This is a genomic window from Rugamonas sp. GW822-FHT03B10, from assembly GCF_058801745.1.
The window spans coordinates 13,462-32,281 of sequence record NZ_JBXANP010000019.1; the positions used below are offsets into that span (position 1 = coordinate 13,462).

19 protein-coding genes are annotated in these 18,820 nt (G+C 66.0%); 7 read left to right on the forward strand and 12 right to left on the reverse strand.

The genetic code is table 11. The features are described from left to right. Positions 1 to 33: 33 nt before the first annotated feature. From AC1RQG_RS23190 to AC1RQG_RS23210, 5 genes are all read right to left on the reverse strand, one after another. Positions 34 to 1,578 (reverse strand): flagellin N-terminal helical domain-containing protein, encoded by a 1,545-nt coding sequence (locus AC1RQG_RS23190; protein WP_493134964.1) that lies wholly within the window; start codon positions 1,576 to 1,578, stop codon positions 34 to 36. A gap of 414 nt (positions 1,579 to 1,992) precedes the next feature. Continuing rightward, positions 1,993 to 3,585 carry a GGDEF domain-containing protein gene (locus AC1RQG_RS23195; protein ID WP_493134966.1) on the reverse strand — a complete coding sequence of 531 codons (1,593 nt, stop codon included), beginning with the start codon at positions 3,583 to 3,585 and terminating at the stop codon, positions 1,993 to 1,995. 151 nt (positions 3,586 to 3,736) lie between these two features. Beyond that, positions 3,737 to 4,384: a response regulator gene (locus AC1RQG_RS23200; protein WP_493134967.1), complete on the reverse strand. Its 648-nt coding sequence runs from the start codon at positions 4,382 to 4,384 to the stop codon at positions 3,737 to 3,739. A 24-nt stretch (positions 4,385 to 4,408) separates the two neighbouring features. Further along, positions 4,409 to 5,587: a sensor histidine kinase gene (locus AC1RQG_RS23205; RefSeq protein WP_493134969.1), complete on the reverse strand. Its 1,179-nt coding sequence runs from the start codon at positions 5,585 to 5,587 to the stop codon at positions 4,409 to 4,411. Further along, entirely contained in the window at positions 5,584 to 6,168 is a 585-nt protein-coding gene (locus AC1RQG_RS23210) for a hypothetical protein (protein ID WP_493134970.1), read from the reverse strand. Before AC1RQG_RS23210 ends, AC1RQG_RS23205 begins: the two co-directional genes overlap by 4 nt. A gap of 95 nt (positions 6,169 to 6,263) precedes the next feature. Between AC1RQG_RS23210 and greB the strand changes: the two genes are divergently transcribed. Beyond that, positions 6,264 to 6,830: a transcription elongation factor GreB gene (gene greB, locus AC1RQG_RS23215; RefSeq protein ID WP_493134972.1), complete on the forward strand. Its 567-nt coding sequence runs from the start codon at positions 6,264 to 6,266 to the stop codon at positions 6,828 to 6,830. Between the two features lie 78 nt (positions 6,831 to 6,908). Here greB and AC1RQG_RS23220 read toward each other — a convergent pair whose 3' ends face one another. The 6 genes from AC1RQG_RS23220 to AC1RQG_RS23245 all read right to left on the reverse strand — a co-directional run bounded on the left by AC1RQG_RS23220 (position 6,909) and on the right by AC1RQG_RS23245 (position 11,955). After that, on the reverse strand, positions 6,909 to 9,083 hold the full coding sequence (locus AC1RQG_RS23220; RefSeq protein WP_493135094.1) for a RelA/SpoT family protein: 2,175 nt from the start codon (positions 9,081 to 9,083) through the stop codon (positions 6,909 to 6,911). A gap of 218 nt (positions 9,084 to 9,301) precedes the next feature. Continuing rightward, positions 9,302 to 9,505: a DNA-directed RNA polymerase subunit omega gene (gene rpoZ, locus AC1RQG_RS23225; protein ID WP_056443456.1), complete on the reverse strand. Its 204-nt coding sequence runs from the start codon at positions 9,503 to 9,505 to the stop codon at positions 9,302 to 9,304. A 24-nt stretch (positions 9,506 to 9,529) separates the two neighbouring features. Next, positions 9,530 to 10,168, reverse strand: a complete 639-nt coding sequence (gmk, locus tag AC1RQG_RS23230) for a guanylate kinase (RefSeq protein WP_493134975.1) — start codon at positions 10,166 to 10,168, stop codon at positions 9,530 to 9,532. A gap of 127 nt (positions 10,169 to 10,295) precedes the next feature. Beyond that, on the reverse strand, positions 10,296 to 10,658 hold the full coding sequence (locus tag AC1RQG_RS23235; RefSeq protein ID WP_493134977.1) for a HigA family addiction module antitoxin: 363 nt from the start codon (positions 10,656 to 10,658) through the stop codon (positions 10,296 to 10,298). Positions 10,659 to 10,671: 13 nt separating this feature from the next. Then, on the reverse strand, positions 10,672 to 10,953 hold the full coding sequence (locus tag AC1RQG_RS23240) for a type II toxin-antitoxin system RelE/ParE family toxin (RefSeq protein ID WP_493134979.1): 282 nt from the start codon (positions 10,951 to 10,953) through the stop codon (positions 10,672 to 10,674). Between the two features lie 111 nt (positions 10,954 to 11,064). Then, complete coding sequence (locus AC1RQG_RS23245) at positions 11,065 to 11,955, reverse strand: YicC/YloC family endoribonuclease (protein ID WP_493135096.1); 891 nt, start codon at positions 11,953 to 11,955, stop codon at positions 11,065 to 11,067. Between the two features lie 88 nt (positions 11,956 to 12,043). Between AC1RQG_RS23245 and AC1RQG_RS23250 the strand changes: the two genes are divergently transcribed. The 3 genes from AC1RQG_RS23250 to rph are packed head-to-tail and all read left to right on the forward strand — an operon-like array spanning position 12,044 to position 14,814. After that, a complete protein-coding gene (locus AC1RQG_RS23250) occupies positions 12,044 to 13,054 on the forward strand; it encodes a serine/threonine protein kinase (protein WP_493134981.1) in 1,011 nt (336 codons plus the stop codon). Positions 13,055 to 13,084: 30 nt separating this feature from the next. Next, positions 13,085 to 14,071, forward strand: a complete 987-nt coding sequence (locus AC1RQG_RS23255; protein ID WP_493134983.1) for a PP2C family protein-serine/threonine phosphatase — start codon at positions 13,085 to 13,087, stop codon at positions 14,069 to 14,071. 8 nt (positions 14,072 to 14,079) lie between these two features. Further along, the gene (rph, locus tag AC1RQG_RS23260; protein WP_493134985.1) at positions 14,080 to 14,814 is read left to right on the forward strand and encodes a ribonuclease PH; all 735 of its coding nucleotides are present in this window, start codon (positions 14,080 to 14,082) and stop codon (positions 14,812 to 14,814) included. On the opposite strand, the gene AC1RQG_RS23265 is transcribed toward rph, so the two are convergent. After that, on the reverse strand, positions 14,777 to 15,748 hold the full coding sequence (locus AC1RQG_RS23265) for a LysR family transcriptional regulator (protein WP_493134987.1): 972 nt from the start codon (positions 15,746 to 15,748) through the stop codon (positions 14,777 to 14,779). The two genes, rph and AC1RQG_RS23265, sit on opposite strands and share 38 nt — an antisense overlap. Before the next feature lie 98 nt (positions 15,749 to 15,846). On the opposite strand from AC1RQG_RS23265, the gene AC1RQG_RS23270 reads away from it, so the two are divergent. The 3 genes from AC1RQG_RS23270 to hemW all read left to right on the forward strand — a co-directional run bounded on the left by AC1RQG_RS23270 (position 15,847) and on the right by hemW (position 18,801). Further along, complete coding sequence (locus AC1RQG_RS23270) at positions 15,847 to 16,860, forward strand: NADP-dependent oxidoreductase (protein ID WP_493134989.1); 1,014 nt, start codon at positions 15,847 to 15,849, stop codon at positions 16,858 to 16,860. A gap of 112 nt (positions 16,861 to 16,972) precedes the next feature. Continuing rightward, complete coding sequence (gene rdgB / locus AC1RQG_RS23275) at positions 16,973 to 17,557, forward strand: RdgB/HAM1 family non-canonical purine NTP pyrophosphatase (protein ID WP_493134991.1); 585 nt, start codon at positions 16,973 to 16,975, stop codon at positions 17,555 to 17,557. Next, positions 17,554 to 18,801 carry a radical SAM family heme chaperone HemW gene (gene hemW, locus AC1RQG_RS23280; protein WP_493134993.1) on the forward strand — a complete coding sequence of 416 codons (1,248 nt, stop codon included), beginning with the start codon at positions 17,554 to 17,556 and terminating at the stop codon, positions 18,799 to 18,801. The genes rdgB and hemW overlap by 4 nt, the downstream gene beginning before the upstream one ends. The last annotated feature ends 19 nt before the right edge of the window (positions 18,802 to 18,820 follow it).

Below are 18,820 nucleotides of genomic sequence, written 5' to 3' on the forward strand. Positions count from 1 at the left end.
GTTTTAACGATGTGGATCCATCGTCACACGGGTTTAACCACGCAGCAGCGACAGCACGCCGTTCGGCAGCGAGTTGGCCTGGGCCAACATCGCGGTACCGGCCTGTTGCAGGATCTGGCCGCGGGTCAGGCTGGCCGTCTCCGCCGCGAAGTCGGTATCCTGGATCCGGCTACGCGAGGCCGACAGGTTCTCGGTCGTCGTTTGCAGGTTCGAGATGGTCGAGGCGAAACGGTTCTGGATCGCACCGAGCGCTGCGCGGTTGCTGTTGATCTGGTTCAGGGCCGAGTCGATGGTCAGCAGGGCGGCGTTGGAGCCGTCCACCGAGCTGACGTCGATCTTGCCGACCGATTGCAGATCGCTGCCGACGGCGGTGCCGCCGGTCACGACCGAGGTCGTGCTGGTGATCGAGAAGCCCGAATCGGACGAGAACTCGACGCGCCCGCCGACGGCCGCGGTGGCGCCCACGGTCAGCGCCGCGGTGGTGGTCGAGGCCGCGCCGCTGACATCGGCGCCGCGCACGGTGGCGGCGTTCAACGCCACGTCGCCGGTCTGGGCCGACAGCTGGATGTTGTTGCCGGTGCTGTCGTTCAGCTGCAGTTCCTTCTTGCCGGTGGCGTCGATCTTGATGCTGGCCGTCACGTTGGTGGTGTTGGTCTGGGCATTAATCGCTTGCGCCAGGGCCGACAGGTCGCCGCCCACCACTTTGGCGGTGATGGTGACGGCCTTCGAGTTGGCGTCGTTGGCGGTCGAGTTGGCGCCGCGCAGCTGGAAGTTGACCGCGCCGTCCTGGATGCCGGCGATGGTGGCGACCGTCTTGGCTTGCGCCGTCACGCCGGTGTCCGAGCTCACGGCGTTGACCTTGTCGGCGATGGCCTTGGCCGTGTCGCTGGCGGTGGTGGCGGTGCCGGTCTTGACGAACACATCCTTGGTGGTGCCGGTGCCCGACTTGATGGTCAGCGTGTCGTCGGCCGTCAGCAGGTTGTTGACGTCGGTGGTCAGGTCGGCGCCGGCGCCGGCGACGGCTTGCGACAGCGAGGTGGCGGAGTCGACCGGCTTGATGGTGTTGTTGCCGATGTCGGCGGCCTTGGCGCTCTGCACGCCGATGTTGATGATCTGGTTCGAGTTGGCGCCGACCTGGAACTGGGTGTTGGTCAGGCTGCCGTCGAGCACGTTCTGGCCGTTGAACTGGGTGCTGGTGGCGACGCGGTCCAGCTCCTTGGACAGGGCCGACACCTCGTTCTGGATCGACTTGCGGTCCGATGCGGAGTTGCTGCCGTTGGCCGACTGCACGGCCAGTTCGCGGATCCGCTGCAGCAGGTCGCCGGCGGTGCTCAAGCCACCTTCAGCCGTTTGCGCCAGCGAGATGCCGTCATTGGCGTTGCGCGCTGCCGTCGTATTGCCGCGGATCTGCGAAGTGAAACGCTCGGAAATGGCCAGGCCGGCGGCGTCGTCTTTGGCGCTGTTGATGCGCAGGCCGGAAGACAGGCGTTGCAGCGAGGTTTGCAGTGCGCCTTGCGAGCTGTTCAGGTTACGTTGTGCGTTCAGCGAGGCAATGTTGGTGTTGATGGTTTGCGACATGATGGTTCTCCAGACTAGGTTGGGCTACTTGCTCATTTCACTTTGGTCTGTCTCCGCGTTCCGAGACAATCAAACCGCTGTTGTAATGTGTAACGGTTGCCCCACGGGAAAATTTAGGCAAAAAAAGGCGCGAAATTTTCACTTTCGGGGCTCAACGTTGGCCGCCCATGCCCGCTTAAACGACCGCGTTCGTCGAATCTTTAGGGCGAAAATAATTATATTTTGGCCCGTATTTCCCCGCGATGTGGACCACGGCGGGCGCAAATGGTGGTCTGGATGACAACAGTCTGGACGAAAAAAGACGGGGTCAGGTCATAAAAAAAGGCAACATGCGCGCATGTTGCCTTTCCTTATGACCTGACCCCGCCTTTGACCCCGCCTGCGCCCCCCGTCCGCGGGGCCCGGGGCGCGTCGTCAGTCGGCCACCACCACCCGGTTCTTGCCCGACTGCTTGGCCTGGTACATGGCCTTGTCGGCCCGCTTGACCAGTTCGGCCTGGTCCTCGTTGGGACGGCGCAGCGCCACCCCGGCCGAGAACGTGATCAGCACCTTCTCGTTGTCGTGCAGGAAGAAGTGCTTGGTCAGCTCGCGCTGCAGCCGCGTCATCGTCTGCGAGGCCGCCTCCACCGTCGTCTCGGGCAGCAGGATCAGGAACTCCTCGCCGCCGAAGCGGGCGATCACGTCCATCGAGCGCAGCGTCTCCTTGACGATCTTGACCAGGTGCTTCAAGGCCGCGTCGCCGGCGATGTGGCCGTAGGTGTCGTTGAGGCGCTTGAAGTCGTCCAGGTCCAGCAGCGCGATGCACAGCGGCGTGCCGCGGCGGTCCGAGCGGGCCGTCTCGCGTTCGAACACGTCGTCCAGGCCGCGCCGGTTCAGGCTGCCCGTGAGCTGGTCCTCGCGCACCAATTCGCTCATGTGCTGCAGCTTGGCCTCGAGCGCATGGATGCGCTGCTCGGCGTCCTGCACCTCCTGGCGCGCCAGCACCATCTTGTCGCGCGCCTTGAGCGCCTCGCTCTGCACGATGCGCGTCTCGCGCAGCACGTCGTCGAGGATCTGGTTCAGTTCGCCGATGTTCTCGGCCCGGCTGATCTTCTCCGAATAGCCGCCGATCTTCTCGTGGAAGTCGCCGGTCGAGGCGGCCACCTGGCCGAGGCGGTCGATGAAGGTCATCATCATGTTCTTGACGGTGAGCTTGACGTCCGACAGGCTGTGCTTGAGCTGGCTTTGCTTGTAGATCACGTCCTTCAGGCTGCGCGTGGCCTCCTCCAGCGCGCGCTGGTCGATGGGGCCGGCGATCAGGTTCTGCACGGCGTCGATCTGGCCGCGCAGCCAGCTGTCGTCGTCGAGCAGTTCGCTGACGTTCTCGAGCAGCAGCTTGAACAGGCGCAGCAGCAATTCCTGCTGCTCGGCCGTGTCGCCGCTCTTGAGTTCGATCTGGTAGCACAGTTGCTTCAGGCGCACGGCGATCTCGGCCAGCGCCTCCTCGCTGTGGGCCTGCTTGGTGGCCGCGCCCAGCGATTCGGCCTCGGCCACCAGGGCCGGCGCGCCCGTCAGCAGCGAGGCGACGGCGAAGGTGAGGGTGCGGCTGAGCAGATCGCGCAGCATGCGGCTTTGCTCGGAATCGGGCGCGGCGGCCGTCTCGATGCCCTTCTTGACGGTGATGTGCTTGTCCACCAGTTGCGACAGGGCCTTGGCGTAGCCGTCCCAGTCGCGCGACTTGACGGCGCGGTTGAAGCGGCGGCCGAACTCGGCCAGGTCGCCGACGCCGTCCGACAGCCGGCTGGCGAAGCCGCTCAGCACGGATTCCGGGCCGGGGTCGGCGCTGCCCAGCACGGCCGGCGCCGCCGCCGGGGCGGCCGGCGGCAGGCCGGCGATCTCCAGGTAGATGTCGCGGTAGGCGTCGGGGGTGGGCGCGATGCGGCGCACGGCCAGGCGGCGGAACGCTTCGCGGGCGATGTCGGCCGGGTTCTGCTCCGCCGCGGCCGCGGGGGTGGGTTTGCTAGACATGGTTGCGCACAGCCTCTTTCAGTGACTCAGTCCTATCATGATAGGCGACAGGATGGCCGCGCATAGCGATGATTAGCGGCCGGAAGTGCTCTTAATTAAACGCATACAAAGTATTCTTCCTGGCAACACCGGACCGCCGCTCCGGTCCGCCTCACTCGATCAGCTGGTTCTTGATGGCGTAGTGGGTCAGCTCGGCGCTGTTCTTGAGCTTCATCTTGACCAGCAGCCGGGCCCGGTATTCGCTGACGGTCTTGACCGACAGCGACAGTTCCTTGGCGATGGCGCCCACCGTCTTGCCGGAGGCGATCATGGTCAGGGTCTGGTATTCGCGGTCCGACAGCGCGTCGTGCGGCGGCGCCTCGTGGTCCTCGCCCACGTGGTTGGCCAGTTCCTGGGCCAGCGCGGGGCTGATGTACTTGAGGCCGCCGGCCACCTGGCGGATCGCCGTCACCAGTTCGCGCGGCGCGCTCTGCTTGGTCAGGTAGCCGGCCGCGCCGGCCTTGAGCGAGCGGATCGCGTACTGGTCCTCGCGGTGCATGGACAGCATCAGCACGGCCAGCTCCGGCTTCTCCTTCTTGATCTGCTTGAGCACCTCGATGCCGTTGCGGTCGGGCAGCGAGATGTCGAGCAGCACCACCTGGCAGTCGGCCTTGCGGAACAGCTTGATGGCGTCCAGTCCGTTCTCGGCCTCGCCGGCCACGACGATGTCGCCGGTCTCGGCCAGGATCTGTTTCAAGCCTTCGCGCACGATGGCGTGGTCATCAGCGATGAAGACCTTGATGATGGCTTTTTCTGTCATGGATGGTTCTTCTACCGGGTTGCGTCATTTCACAGTGGAAACACTCTGATCCGCTATTGTAGCGCCGGCCGGGCCCGGCATGGCGCCCGCGTGGTGGCCGGCGCACTTAATCTTGACGGCCACCACGGTGCCGCCGCCCACGGCGTGGCTCAGCGTCAACGTGCCGCCCAGCGCGCGCGCCCGCTCCGTCATGCCGCGGATGCCGAACGACTCGGGTTTGGCGCGGTCGCCCTGCCAGATGCCGCCGCCGTTGTCGCTGATCTTCAGGCTCACGTGGTGGCGGGTGCGGGCCAGCTTGACGGTGACGCGGCTGGCGCCGGCGTGCTTGGCGATGTTGGTCAGCGCCTCCTGCACGATGCGGAACAGGGCCGTGGTCTGGTCGTTGTCGAGCGCGAACTCGCGGGCGTTGGCGCTGAACGCGCAATGGACGCCGGCCTGCTGCTCGAACTCCTTGCATAGCCATTCGAGCGCCACCACCAGGCCCAGGTCCAGCAGCGGCGGGCGCAGGTCGAGCGAGATGCGGTGCACGGCGTCGATGGTGCGGTCGACCAGCGCGTCGACGTAGGCGGCCTTGTCGTGCAGCGCCGCGTCGCCCTCGGGCAGGCGGGCCGCCAGCATGGCCAGCGCCATCTTGATGGCCGTCAGGTTGCCGCCCAGGTCGTCGTGGATCTCGCGCGCGATGCGGGTGCGCTCCTGCTCCTTGACCTTTTCGATGTGGGCCGTCAGCTCGGCCAGGCGGGCGCGCGACTGGCGCACCTCCTGCTGCTCGCGCCGGCTCTCCGTGATGTTGGTCATGATGCCTTCCCAGCGCACGGCGCCGCCGGGTAGCGCGTGCGGGGTGGCGCGCAGGTTGATCCACTTGATGTCGCGCCACGCCTCGATCCAGATCCGGCCCTCCCAGTTCCAGCTGGTCAGCGTGCTGGCCGAGGCGTGCATGGCGTCCAGGTAGGACAGCCGGTCCGGCTCCAGGATCAGGGCCAGGAAGCACTCGGGCGCCGCGCGCAGGGCGGCCGGCGCCAGGCCGAGCAGGGCCTGGCAGCCATCGCTGAGGTAGGGGAAGGACACGCGCTGGTCGGCGTGCAGCTCGAACTGGTAGACCAGGCCGGGGGTGTTGGAGACGATGGCGTCGAGGCGGGCCCGGACCTGGGCCAGCTCGGCGGCCACGGCGGCCGGGTCGGTGGGTGCGTTAGGATCAGTCATCATTCATGGTCGTCGGAAAAACGGCGGCGGCGCGCGCGCCAGCGGGCCGCGTAGCGGCGCAGCACGCGGGTCGGCCACCAGCGCTTGCGCGGCAGGCGGCGCCGCCAGCGGCGCACGGCGGCGGCCAGCGCCTCGATCTCATGCCACGCGGCGCTGGCCCGCAGGCGCGCGATCCAGCGTTGCTTGAGCGCCAGGAACCAGGCCAGCAGGCGGGCGAACCAGGCGATGGTCAGCAGCGTGGGGCGGGTCAGCGCGTACAGGCGGGCCACGGCCGCCGCGCCGGCCACCTTGGCCGTCACGATCACGGCCAGTCCCGTCATGGCGTGGCCGCGCGCCATGGCGAACAGGGCCAGCAGCTTGACGGGGAACAACAGCAGGGCCGGCAGCACGAACACGGCCATGGCGGCGGCCGGGCGCAGCCCCTGCAGCCAGGACTCGAGCCGATGCAAGGGCGGCCATTGCGCCAGCCAGGCCATCAGGGCCGCGCCCAGGTCCCACAGCCAGTCCTCCAGCAGCAGGAACAGGGCGGCCGCATAGACCACGGGCGCGGTCAGCCGGCGCCGCGCCGAGGGCGAGAGTTTCATGCCGGGAAGGCCGGGAGGGCGAGTGCGCGCATGCGCTGATCATACGTGAAAAAACGCGCGCTGCGCAGGGCGGGGGGAGCCGCTACAATAGGCATATGAACAAAGCCTTTGTCAAAGAATCCGACCACGACGACGATGAGGAAGCGGCCGCGCTGGCGCTGGCCATCCCGCCCGGGTCGAAGAACTACATCACGCCGGCCGGCTACCAGCGCATCAAGGATGAGCTGCTGCAGCTGATCGATGTCGACCGGCCGGAGGTGGTGCGCATCGTGCACTGGGCCGCCTCCAACGGCGACCGCTCCGAGAATGGCGACTACATCTACGGCAAGCGGCGCCTGCGCGAGATCGACCGGCGCATCCGCTTCCTCACCAAGCGCATGGACCTGGCGGCCGTGGTCGATCCCAGCGTGCACCATGGCAGCGAGCAGGTGTTCTTCGGCGCCACGGTGACGTACTGCAACCAGACGGGCGAGGAGCGCACCATCACCATCGTCGGCATCGATGAACTCGATCCGCTCAAGGGCAAGATCAGCTGGGTGGCGCCGGTGGCGCGCGCGCTGACCAAGGCGCGGGTGGGGGACGTGGTCAGCTTCCAGGCGCCGCACGGGCTGGAGGAGCTGGAGATACTGGAGGTGAGTTATCCGGCGCCGGCCGCAGAATAAGCCGCCAAAAAAACCGGGGTCAGGTCATGAGGCCGGGCAAGTTGCCCGGCCTCATGACCTGACCCCGGTTTTTTTTGGTCAGCTGCGCTCGCGCAGGATGCGGTTGACGCCGGCCACGCGGCGCACGTTGCGCAGCAGGCCGGCCAGGTGCACGCGGTCCTTGACCTGGATCGTGAAGCGCAGCTGGTGCAGGATGTGTTCCTTGTCCTCGTCCATGCCGACGTAGGTGATGTTGGCGTCCGATTCGCCGATCTCGGCCGCGACCCGCGCCAGGATGCCTTTTTCGTTGTTGATCAGCAGCTTGATGCGGCAGTCGAAGCGGCGGTTCAGCTCGCTGCCCCACTTGACGGCGATCCAGCGGTCCGGCTCCTTGCCCTTCTGGCGCTTGGCCAGCGTGCAGTCGGTCGTGTGCACCAGCAAGCCCTGGTCGCGCCGCAACTGGCCGATGATGGCGTCGCCGGGGATCGGCAGGCAGCACTGGGCCAGTTGCACCGACACGCCTTCGCTGCCGCAGATGGTGACCGGGTCCAGCTCGGCCGCGCTGTTGTGGTCGATCGGCGCGCTGGCCGATTCGCCGCCCTTGAGGCCGAAGATGTGGCGCGCCACCAGCGCCGCCATGCGCTTGCCGATGCCGATGTCGGCGTACAGCTCGTCGAGCGACTTGGCGCTCGATTCGTTGAGCAGGCGCTCGACCAGCTGGTCCTCCATCGACGGGTCGATGCCCAGCGTGGTCAGGGCCTGGGCCAGCAACTGCTTGCCCAGCGTGATCGACTCGGGCAGGTTGATGGTGCGCAGGTGGTGGCGGATGGCCGAACGCGCCTTGCCGGTGCGCACGAACGACAGCCACGTGGGGCTGGGCCGCGAGTTGTTGTCGGTGACGATCTCGACGATGTCGCCGTTGCGCAATTCCGTGCGCAGCGAGGCCGCCTCGTTGTTGATGGTGACCGACACCGTGTGGTCGCCGATGCCGGTGTGGATCGAATAGGCGAAGTCGATCGCCGTGGCGCCGCGCGGCAGGGCGATGATCTTCGATTTGGGCGTGAACACGTAGACCGAATCGGGGAACAGGTCGACCTTGACGTGTTCGAGGAATTCGGCCGAGTCGCCGGTCTGCTGCTGGATGTCGAGCAGCGACTGCAGCCACGCATGGGTGCGCTGCTGCAGGTCCGACAGGTTCGAGTCGCCGTTCTTGTACAGCCAGTGCGCCGCCACGCCCGATTCGGCCGTGCGGTGCATTTCCTGGGTGCGGATCTGGAACTCCACCGGCGTGCCGTAGGGGCCGATCAGCGTCGTGTGCAGCGACTGGTAGCCGTTGAGCTTGCGGATCGCGATGTAATCCTTGAACTTGCCCGGCATGGGCTTGTACAGCGAGTGCAGCGTGCCCAGCGCCACGTAGCAGTTGGGGAAGCTGTCGACCACCACGCGGAAACCGTACACGTCGAGCACCTGCGAGAACGACAGGTGCTTGCTGCGCATCTTCTTGTAGATGCCGTACAGGGTCTTTTCGCGGCCATACACCTCGGCCTGGATGTTGGCCATGGCCAGCGTGCTCTTGACCGCCTCCAGGATCTTCTTGACCACCTCGCGCCGGTTGCCGCGGGCCGCCTTGACGGCCTTGGACAGGGTGCGGTAGCGCAGCGGGTACAGGTGGCAGAACGACAGGTCCTGCAGTTCGCGGTAGATGTTGTTCAGGCCCAGCCGGTGCGCGATGGGGACGTACACCTCCATCGTCTCGCCGGCGATGCGGGCCTTCTTGGCCGGCGCCATCACGTCCAGCGTGCGCATGTTGTGCAGCCGGTCGGCCAGCTTGATGAGGATCACGCGCACGTCCGAGGCCATGGCCAGCAGCATCTTGCGGAAGTTCTCCGCCTGCGCCTCGATCTGGCTCTGGAACTCGATCTTCTCCAGCTTGGACAGGCCGTCGACGAGGCTGGCCACGGGCGCGCCGAAGCGCTCGATCAGTTCTTCCTTCTTGACGTCCTGGTCTTCCATCACGTCGTGCAGCAGCGCGGCCATGATCGCTTGCGCGTCGAGCTTCCAGTCGGCGCAGATCTCGGCCACGGCGATCGGGTGCGAGATGTAGGGCTCGCCCGACTTGCGCACCTGGCCCAGGTGCATCTCATCCGAGAAACGGTAGGCTTCCTTGACCTTTTTCAGGTCGGCGGGGCTCATGTACTCGGCCAGCTTTTCGGCCAGGTGGGTGACGGAGGCGACGCCGGCGGTGACGGTGGGAACTGCCAGGGGGGAGGACATGGGCGATGCGGGCGGCGGGCTGACTGCGGGTGTGACGGTGCTTGCGCCGGCCGCCGTGGGCGGGGTCTTGGCGCGGGTGCCGGAGGTGAGGGTGTCGGCAGGAGTCAGGTTCATCTTGTTCGCGTTCCGTCGCAGTGAAATGGTCAACACGCCAGCTGCATTATTGCAGAACTGCCCAGGTCCTGACCATCTTCACCGACTTGGAACGCGGGTGCCACTTACATGGGAACCTTTTTCAGCATCTCCAGACCGACTTTGCCGGCGGCGATTTCGCGCAGGGCGACCACGGTCGGCTTGTCCTTGGCTTCCACTTTCGGCGTGTGGCCTTGCAGCAGTTGGCGCGCGCGGTAGGTGGCGGCCAGGGTCAGCTGGAAGCGGTTGGGGATATTCTTGAGGCAATCTTCAATCGTGATGCGGGCCATCTTAACTCCTAAAAGCGGGTGTATTTATTCTGCGTGGATGCCCAGTTGGGCGAAGAGCGATGCGTTGCGGGCCGCTTGTTGCGCAAACCGGCAACGGGCCGCTCGGACGATCGCGCTCAGCTCGGACAGGGCGACCGGGAAGTCTTGGTTGATAATAACATACTCGAACTCGGGCGCGTGGGCGATTTCGCCGCCGGCCGCCAGCAGGCGCCGCGTGATCACGTGCGGCGCGTCGGTGGCGCGTTTGTTCAGCCGTTCCTCGAGCGCGTCGATCGACGGCGGCAGGATGAAGATGCCGGCCGCCTGCGGGAACTGCTTCTTGACCTGGCGCGCGCCCTGCCAGTCGATTTCGAGCAGGATGTCGGTGCCGGTCCGCATTTGCTGCTCGACCATGATGCGCGAGGTGCCGTAGTAATTACCGTGCACTTCGGCCCATTCGAGGAACTCGCCGGCCTGGGCGCGGGCCACGAAGTCTTCCGCGTTGGTGAAATAGTATTCCTTGCCGTGGGTTTCGCCCGGACGGGGCGCGCGCGTGGTGGTGGAAATCGACAGCTTGATGGCCGGTTCCTGCGCCAGCAGCGCGTTGACCAGCGTCGATTTGCCGGCGCCCGACGGCGCCACCACCATGAACAGGCTGCCGGAGAAGGCGGTAGGTTGGCTCATGTTGATCTTTCCAAACGTGGGCGTCGCCCAAAGGCGCATTTTACCAAAAGCAATGATCGGATGCCACTGCGGGCGGTGTTGCGGTCTACTTGGGCGAATCTGGCATGGGTATCGCGCGGCGTATGGTTCAGCAGGAGGCCCGGCGTTGCGAAGCCGGGCAAGGCTCGTCCGCAGACACGCTCAGTTGGTCTTCGGCATGATTGCCGGCCCACGGACGGATCTTGGCCAAGGTCTCGGATAGGCGGTCCTTCGCCATGGCGGCGTCAAAATCCATTTGCAGTCCGGTCCAGAACCCGTCCGACACGCCAAAGAAGCGGGACAGACGCAAGCCGGTATCGGTCGTGACCCCGCGCGAACCGGCCACAATTTCGCCAATGCGGCGCTGAGGCACCGCAATTTCCTTGGCCAGACGGTATTGGGTAATTCCCAATGGCTTCAGAAACTCTTCGAGAAGGATTTCGCCAGGGTGAGGGTAGGGAACTTCGCGCATGACTCGAACTCAACTAGTGATAATCAACGATTTCTACGTTGACCGGCCCCGCTGAGGTCCAGCAAAAACAGACGCGGAACTGATCATTGATGCGAATGCTGTGCTGGCCTTTGCGTTTGCCCTTGAGCGCCTCCAGTCGGTTTCCTGGCGGTATGCGCAGGTCTTCGAGGGCGGCGGCACGATTCAACATAGCAAGCTTGCGCATTGCCACGGCTTCGAATTGGACGAAACGCTGGCTACGGCAGCCTTGAAACAAGTTCTCCGTTTCAGCGCACGCGAAGGAGACAATGGGCATGATCAATAATACCGCTGATCGATACTGTCGGCAAACGTTAGTATTGATCGGACATGCAGATCACACGGCGAGGCAAGCGGCAGGGCGCCGGGGAACGCCCTGTGCCAACGCTCACTCCAGGTTCTGCACCTGCTCGCGCATCTGCTCGATCAAGAGCTTCAGTTCCATCGACGCGTCGGCCAGTTCCTTGACGGAAGCCTTGGCGCCCAGCGTGTTCGCTTCGCGGTTCAGTTCCTGCATCATGAAGTCGAGGCGTTTGCCGACCTGGCCGCCTTTTTTCAGGATGTGGCGGGTTTCCGTCAGGTGGGCCGACAGCCGGCCCAGTTCCTCGGCCACGTCGATGCGGATGCCGTACAGGATCACTTCCTGGCGGATGCGTTCGAGCGCGTCCTGGCGCGACAGCGACGAGTTCGAGCCCTGGCAGGCCAGGCCCAGCGCGTCCTGCATGCGTTCCACGGCTTTCTGCTGGAAGGCGGCGACCACTTGCGGAATCAACGGGGTGATGCGCTTGACGATCGCTTCCATGGCGTCGATGCGGGCCGTCAGCATCGCCTCCAGCGCCGCGCCTTCGCGCTGGCGGCTGGTGACGAAGGCGGCCACGGTGCGCGCCGTGAGGGCGGCCACGTCGGCCTGCAGCGATTCCTGGCCGATCTGGGCTTCCTCGATCACGCCCGGCCAGCGCAGCAATTCCGCCACAGTCATGGCCGGCGCGTTGACGAAATGTTTGCCCACTTCGAGTTGCAATCGTTGCAATTCGCCGAGCAGCGCCATGTTCAGCGCCGTGCTGCCGGTGGCGGCCGCCTTGCGTCCGAAGCTCAGACGGATTTCCACCTTGCCCCGGGTGATGGCGGCCATGATGGCGGCCCGCAAGTCCGGTTCGAGGGCGCGCAAATCGTCGTTTATTCGAAACTGTAGGTCAAGAAAACGTGAATTAACGCTCTTGATTTCTATCGTCAAGGTTCCCGCCGCGCTCTCGCTGGTGGCAACCGCGTAGCCTGTCATGCTGGAAATGCTCAATGGATGTCCCCGGTTTAATCTTTACAAATCAGTGAATTATCCACACAATCCGGTTGTTGAGGCGAGGAAACTTATGGCTGCACAAAACAACGCCCCGTTACCAGATGGCCTGGAAATTGCTGGATATCGCATTGTAAAGAAAATTGCGTCCGGTGGGTTCAGTATTGTATATCTGGCCTATGATCCTGACGGAAATGCGGTGGCGATCAAGGAATATCTGCCCAGTTCGCTGGCGTTACGGCAGCCGGGCGAGCTGGTGCCGGCCATTTCCAAGGCCAATCTGCCCGTGTTCCGCATCGGCCTCAAGTGCTTTTTCGAGGAGGGGCGGGCGCTGGCCCGCATCGCCCACCCGAACGTGGTGAGCGTGCTCAATTTCTTCCGCGCCAACGACACGGTGTACATGGTGATGGCCTACGAGTCCGGCCACTCGCTGCAGGAGCACATCGCGCGCCTCAAGTCCAAGGGCAGCCGGCCCAACGAGGCTTTCATCCGCCAGATCTTCACCCAGGTGCTGCGCGGCCTGCGCGAGGTGCATGCCAACAAGCTGCTGCACCTGGACCTGAAGCCGGCCAACATCTACCTGCGCACGGACGGCACGCCGATGCTGCTCGACTTCGGCGCGGCGCGCCAGACCGTCAACACCGACCTGCCCAAGCTCACGCCCATGTACACGCCCGGCTTCGCGCCGCCCGAACTGTACACGCGCAACGCCACGCTGGGGCCGTGGACGGACGTGTACAGCATCGGCGCCTCGATGTTCGCCTGCATGGTGGGATCGCCGCCACAACCGGCCGACCAGCGCAAGACTGAGGATAAAATGGAAGCGCATTTCCAGAAGCTCGACGGCCTGTACTCCGATGAGCTGGTCAAACTGGTGCGCTGGTGCCTGGCGCTGGACCCGCTGGCCCGGCCGCAAAGCCTGTTCGCGTTGCAGAAGGTGCTGCAGGCGCCGGCCCCGGAAGCACCGCCACCGGCGCCGCAGGGGACGCTGGAAAAACTGGGCGGCGGCTTGCGCGGCCTGGTGGGCCGCCTGGGCGGCTTGGGCAGGGGCAGGGACAAGGCCGGACCCGACACGCAGCGCTAACCACGGCATCAACCGACACAAGGCACCACCATGCAATTCTCCGTGTATCAGGAAAGCCATATCGGCGGCCGCAAGGTCAACCAGGACCGCATGGGCTACAGCTTCACCCGCGACGCGCTGCTGCTGGTGCTGGCCGACGGCATGGGCGGCCATTTGCGCGGCGAGGTGGCGGCCACCATCGCGCTGCAGACCATCTCCACCATGTTCCAGCAGCAGGCCACGCCCTACGTGAAGAAGCCCGAGCGCTTCCTGGAGCTGGCCTGCATGGCCGCGCACCACGAGATCCACCGCTACAGCGCCGCCAACAACCTGCCCGACACGCCGCGCACCACGGTGGTGGTGTGCCTGATCCAGCACAACACGGCGATCTGGGCCCACGTGGGCGACTCGCGCCTGTACTGGCTGCGCGGCGGCCAGGTGCTGGCGCGCACGCGCGACCACTCGCACGTGGAAAGCCTGATCGCGCGCGGCGTGGTGCCGCCGTCGGCGCGCGCCACCCATCCGGATCGCAACAAGCTGTATAACTGCCTGGGCGCGGGCGTGGTGCCGCGCATCGAACTGTCGGGCCGCGCCAGCCTGCTGCCGGGCGACCAGCTGCTGTTGTGCTCCGACGGTTTGTGGTCTATGCTGCCGGACGAAGACATGGCGCACCGGCTGACCACGCAGACGGTGGTGCGGGCCGTGCCGGACCTGGTCAGCACGGCGCTGGCCAAGGCCGGCGCCGGCAGCGACAACGTGACGGCACTGGCCATCATGTGGCAGGGCGGCGGCGTCACCGACGGCATCGCCAGCGTGACGGCGCCCGACATGTCCACCGTGATCTCGACCGAGGCGCTGCCGGAAGACCTGCACAGCACCACCATCCACGGCGGCGCGCCGGACCAGGCCAAGCCGGCGGCCGACGCCGCCGATGCCAGCGCTGCGCCGGAACCGGACGCCTTCAACGACGACGAAATCGAGCGCGCCATCGCGGAAATCCGTGGCGCGATCGAAAAATCCTCCCAAATACTGAAATAGGAAACTTGATGACTTTTGTATCCCGCCCCAGCGGCCGCGCCGTCGACGCGCTGCGCCCCCTGCGCCTGACCCGCGACTACACCAAGCATGCCGAGGGTTCGGTGCTGATCGAATGCGGCGACACCAAGGTGATCTGCACCGCCAGCATCGAGGAAAAGGTGCCCGGCTTCCTGAAGGGCAAAGGACAGGGCTGGATGACGGCCGAATACGGCATGCTGCCCCGTTCCACCCACACCCGCATGGACCGCGAGGCCGCGCGCGGCAAGCAGTCGGGCCGCACCCAGGAAATCCAGCGCCTGATCGGCCGCTCGCTGCGCGCCGCGTTCGACCTGGAGGCGATCGGCGAGCGCACGCTGCACCTCGATTGCGACGTGATCCAGGCCGACGGCGGCACCCGCACCGCCTCCATCACGGGCGCCATGGTGGCCGCCTACGACGCCTTCTCCAAGCTGGTGGCGCGCGGCGCCGTGCCGGCTATCCCGCTCAAGCACTTCGTGGCCGCGATCTCGGTCGGCGTGTACCAGGGCATGCCGGTGCTGGACCTCGACTATGTGGAGGACTCGGGCTGCGACACCGACATGAACGTGGTGATGACGGACGCCGGCCACTTCATCGAAGTGCAGGGCACGGCCGAGGGCGCGGCGTTCGACCGCGCCTGCATGAACCGTCTGCTGGACCTGGCCCAGGGCGGCATCGCCGACCTGATCAGGATGCAGAAGCAGGCGCTGGGTCTGGCAGACTGACACCGCCCATCCTGCGCTGCAGGAACTCCACGAAGGCCTGCGTCTTCAGCGGCAGGAAGTCGCGCGCCGGATAGACGGCGTAGCTGGCCGGCGCCGGCGGCAGTCGGCAGTGGGCCAGCACTGGCACCAGCGCGCCGCGCGCCAGCTCGTCGCGCGCCAGCACCTGCGGAATGCGCAAGATGCCGGCGCCGGCCGCGGCGGCCGTCACCAGCGAGCCGCCATCGTTGACCTGCAACGGGCCATCGACCCGCACCACATACGGCCCCTCGTCGCCGATAAACGTCCACTCGTCATAGACCTTGCCGCCGTTGGTGTACAACAGGCAGGCGTGCGCCTTCAATTCGTGCGGCGTGGCCGGCGTGCCGGCGCGCGCCAGATAGGCGGGGGAGGCCACCATCACGGTCACGTTGTCGGCCAGCTTGCGCGCCACCAGCGTGGAATCGACCAGGTTGGAGGTGCGGATGGCCACGTCGATCTGGTCTTCGATCAGGTCCACCAGCCGGTCCTCCAGCTGCAGCGACACCTTCACCTGCGGATACAGGGCCGCGAATTCGGCCAGCAGCGGCACCAGCGGGCGGCGTCCGGCGATCGAGCACGACACGCGCAGCAGGCCGCGCACCTGTTGCTGGTACTGGTCGGTGATCTCGCCGATGCGTTCGAGCGCCTGTTCGATGTGCTGCGCCTGTTGCAGCACCAGCGCGCCGATCTCCGTCAGCGCCAGGCGCCGGGTGGAGCGCTGGATCAGGCGCGCGCCCAGATCCAGCTCCAGCCGTGCCAGCTGGCGCGACACCACGGACTTGCCGCAGCCCAGCTGGGTGGCGGCCGCGCTGATGCTGCCGGCCCGCACGATGGCGGCGAAGATGGCCAGCCGCTGCGGATTGAGCGCTGTGCCGGCGGCGGCGGCGGGGGAGGGGGAGGGGATGATTGTCGTCATATAGTCAACGATGTAGTGCTAAATTGATGACTAATCAAGCATCGTCCGCCGTCCTATACTGCACTCCGTCATCCACTTTTTCGCGAGCACAGACCGCCATGACCACCACCAACCACCAATTCCTGCTGGCCCGCCGTCCCGCCGGCGCCGTACAGCGCAGCGATTTCGAGTACGCCGCCGCGCCCGTGCCGGCGCTGGCCGAGGGCGAACTGCTGATCAAGCTTGATTACATCTCGCTCGACCCGGCCATGCGCGGCTGGATGAACGCCAGCGAGGATTCGTATATGCCGCCGGTGGCGATCGGTGAGGTGATGCGCGCCATCGCCGTGGGCCAGGTGGTGGAGTCGCGCCATGCGGGCTTCGCGGTTGGCGAGCACGTCACCGGCCTGCTGGGTGTGCAGGAATATGCCGTCTCGCGTGGCCAGGGTCTGACCAAGGTCGATCCCAAGCTGGCGCCGCTGCCGTTGTACCTGGGCGCGCTCGGTATGCCGGGTCTGACGGCCTACTTCGGCCTGCTCGACGTGGGCCAGCCCAAGGCCGGCGAAACGGTGGTGGTGTCCGGCGCGGCCGGCGCCGTGGGCGCGGTGGTGGGGCAGATCGCCAAGATCAAGGGCGCGCGCGTGGTCGGCATCGCCGGCGGCGCGGACAAGTGCCGTTATCTGGTCGAGGAACTCGGTTTCGACGCGGCCATCGACTACAAGCGCGGGAATGTGGCGCAGGCGCTGCGCGAACACTGCCCGCAGGGCGTGGACGTGTATTTCGATAACGTGGGCGGCGAGATCCTGGACGCGGTACTGAACCGGCTGGCGCTCAACGCGCGCATCGTGATCTGCGGCGCCATCTCCCAGTACAACAACACGACGCCCGTGCGCGGACCGGCCAACTACCTGCAACTGCTGGTCAAGCGCGCCACCATGAAGGGCGTGATGGTGGCGGATTACTATCCGCGCGCGATGGAGGCCATCGTCGCCATGGGCGGCTGGATCAGGGAAGGCAAGCTGAAGACCCGCGAGGATGTGGTGCGGGGCCTCGACACCTTCCCCGAGACGTTCCAGAAGCTGTTCGACGGCAGCAACAACGGCAAGCTGGTGCTGCAGGTCGCGCGCGGCTGATGGGGGCGGGCGGTCGTGCCGGACGACGGCATGGCCGCTGCCGTTTGGGTTTACAATGGCGGCACTTCCGGCCCCGCGCGCGGGGCGCATTGCCACTCTTGCCAGATTACCCATGACCCAACGTCTCATCCTTGCCTCCAACAACGCGGGCAAGCTCAAGGAATTCAACGAACTGCTGTCCACCGTCGGCTTTTCCGTGCACGCGCAGGGCGAATACAACGTGCCCGAAGCGGAGGAACCGCACATCACCTTCGTCGAGAACGCGCTGGAAAAGGCGCGCCATGCCGCGCGCCTGACCGGCCTGCCGGCATTGGCCGACGACTCCGGCGTGTGCGTGAACGCGCTGGGCGGCGCGCCGGGCGTGTACTCGGCGCGCTACGCGGGCGAGCCCAAGTCCGACGCGGCCAACAGCGCCAAGCTGATCGCCGACCTCGCGCCGCATGCCGACAAGTCGGCTTACTACTACTGCGTGCTGGTCTACGTGCGCCACGCCGACGACCCGCAGCCGGTGATCGCGGAAGGCCGCTGGAACGGCGAGATGATCGCCGAGGCGCGCGGCAACGGCGGCTTCGGCTACGATCCGCACTTCTACATCGCCGCGCTGGGCAAGTGCGCGGCCGAGCTGACGTCGGACGAGAAGAACAAGCTGTCGCACCGTGGCCAGGCGTTGCGCGCACTGGTCGAGAAGCTGCGATGATCCCCATCAAAGTCACGGGCGCGGCCGCCAAACCTGCCATGGCCACGTCCGACGCGGCCGGCGCCGCCGTCAAATATCTGCAGCCGGGCGCCCTGAACCTGCAGGCGCTGCCGCCGCTGTCGCTGTACGTGCATTTCCCGTGGTGCGTGCGCAAGTGTCCGTATTGCGACTTCAACTCGCACGAAGCCAAGGGTGGCGACTTCCCCGAGCAGGAATACCTGGACGCGCTGCGCGCCGATCTGGAAATGGCGCTGCCGCTGATCTGGGGCAGAAAGATTTATACCGTTTTCATCGGCGGCGGCACGCCCAGCCTGATGTCGGCGGCGGGGCTGGACCGGCTGCTGTCGGACCTGCGCACGCTGCTGCCGCTCGACGGCGATGCGGAGATCACGATGGAGGCCAATCCCGGCACGTTCGAGACGGAGAAGTTCCGCTCGTACCGCGCCAGCGGCATCAACCGGCTGTCGATCGGCATCCAGAGTTTCGACGCCGGCCACCTGAAGTCGCTGGGCCGCATCCACGATGGGGACGAGGCGCGCCGCGCGGTGGAGATCGCGCAGGCCAACTTCGACAACTTCAACCTCGACCTGATGTACGCGCTGCCGTCGCAGACGCTGGAGCAGGCAAGGCTCGATGTGGAGACGGCCATCTCGTTCAAGCCGCCGCACCTGTCGCTGTACCATCTGACGATGGAACCGAACACGGTGTTCGCCAAGTACCCGCCCGCGCTGCCGGACGACGACGCCAGCGCCGACATGCAGGACATGATCGCGGAGCTGACGGCGGCCCACGGCTACGGCCAGTACGAAGTGTCGGCCTACGCCCAGCCGGGCCGGCAGGCGCGGCACAACCTGAACTACTGGGAGTTCGGCGACTACCTCGGCATTGGCGCGGGCGCCCACTCCAAGCTGTCGTTCCCGCACCGCGTGCTGCGCCAGGCCCGCTACAAGCAGCCGAAAAGCTACATGGAGCAGGTGCGCAATGGCACGCCGGTGCAGGAGGAGTTCGAGATCGCGCGCGAGGACATGGGTTTCGAGTTCATGCTCAACACGCTGCGGCTGCACGGCGGGTTTTCGCCCAACCTGTTCGCCGAGCGCACGGGCATGAGCTTGAACGCGATCGACAAGACGCTCAACGCGGCCGAGGCCAAGGGGCTGCTGTACCGCGACCATCTGGTGATCCGGCCGACGGAACTGGGGCAGCGCTTCCTGAACGATTTGCAGGAGATGTTCCTGCGGTCGTAAGCTGCGTAGTCGGAAACCG

Bases quoted from the DNA above. Each gene is read 5' to 3' on its own strand.
- AC1RQG_RS23190 (WP_493134964.1), bottom strand. From the start codon at position 1,578: ATGTCGCAAACCATCAACACCAACATTGCCTCGCTGAACGCACAACGT.
- AC1RQG_RS23195 (WP_493134966.1), bottom strand. From the start codon at position 3,585: ATGTCTAGCAAACCCACCCCCGCGGCCGCGGCGGAGCAGAACCCGGCC.
- AC1RQG_RS23200 (WP_493134967.1), bottom strand. From the start codon at position 4,384: ATGACAGAAAAAGCCATCATCAAGGTCTTCATCGCTGATGACCACGCC.
- AC1RQG_RS23205 (WP_493134969.1), bottom strand. From the start codon at position 5,587: ATGATGACTGATCCTAACGCACCCACCGACCCGGCCGCCGTGGCCGCC.
- AC1RQG_RS23210 (WP_493134970.1), bottom strand. From the start codon at position 6,168: ATGAAACTCTCGCCCTCGGCGCGGCGCCGGCTGACCGCGCCCGTGGTC.
- greB (WP_493134972.1), top strand. From the start codon at position 6,264: ATGAACAAAGCCTTTGTCAAAGAATCCGACCACGACGACGATGAGGAA.
- AC1RQG_RS23220 (WP_493135094.1), bottom strand. From the start codon at position 9,083: ATGTCCTCCCCCCTGGCAGTTCCCACCGTCACCGCCGGCGTCGCCTCC.
- rpoZ (WP_056443456.1), bottom strand. From the start codon at position 9,505: ATGGCCCGCATCACGATTGAAGATTGCCTCAAGAATATCCCCAACCGC.
- gmk (WP_493134975.1), bottom strand. From the start codon at position 10,168: ATGAGCCAACCTACCGCCTTCTCCGGCAGCCTGTTCATGGTGGTGGCG.
- AC1RQG_RS23235 (WP_493134977.1), bottom strand. From the start codon at position 10,658: ATGCGCGAAGTTCCCTACCCTCACCCTGGCGAAATCCTTCTCGAAGAG.
- AC1RQG_RS23240 (WP_493134979.1), bottom strand. From the start codon at position 10,953: ATGCCCATTGTCTCCTTCGCGTGCGCTGAAACGGAGAACTTGTTTCAA.
- AC1RQG_RS23245 (WP_493135096.1), bottom strand. From the start codon at position 11,955: ATGACAGGCTACGCGGTTGCCACCAGCGAGAGCGCGGCGGGAACCTTG.
- AC1RQG_RS23250 (WP_493134981.1), top strand. From the start codon at position 12,044: ATGGCTGCACAAAACAACGCCCCGTTACCAGATGGCCTGGAAATTGCT.
- AC1RQG_RS23255 (WP_493134983.1), top strand. From the start codon at position 13,085: ATGCAATTCTCCGTGTATCAGGAAAGCCATATCGGCGGCCGCAAGGTC.
- rph (WP_493134985.1), top strand. From the start codon at position 14,080: ATGACTTTTGTATCCCGCCCCAGCGGCCGCGCCGTCGACGCGCTGCGC.
- AC1RQG_RS23265 (WP_493134987.1), bottom strand. From the start codon at position 15,748: ATGACGACAATCATCCCCTCCCCCTCCCCCGCCGCCGCCGCCGGCACA.
- AC1RQG_RS23270 (WP_493134989.1), top strand. From the start codon at position 15,847: ATGACCACCACCAACCACCAATTCCTGCTGGCCCGCCGTCCCGCCGGC.
- rdgB (WP_493134991.1), top strand. From the start codon at position 16,973: ATGACCCAACGTCTCATCCTTGCCTCCAACAACGCGGGCAAGCTCAAG.
- hemW (WP_493134993.1), top strand. From the start codon at position 17,554: ATGATCCCCATCAAAGTCACGGGCGCGGCCGCCAAACCTGCCATGGCC.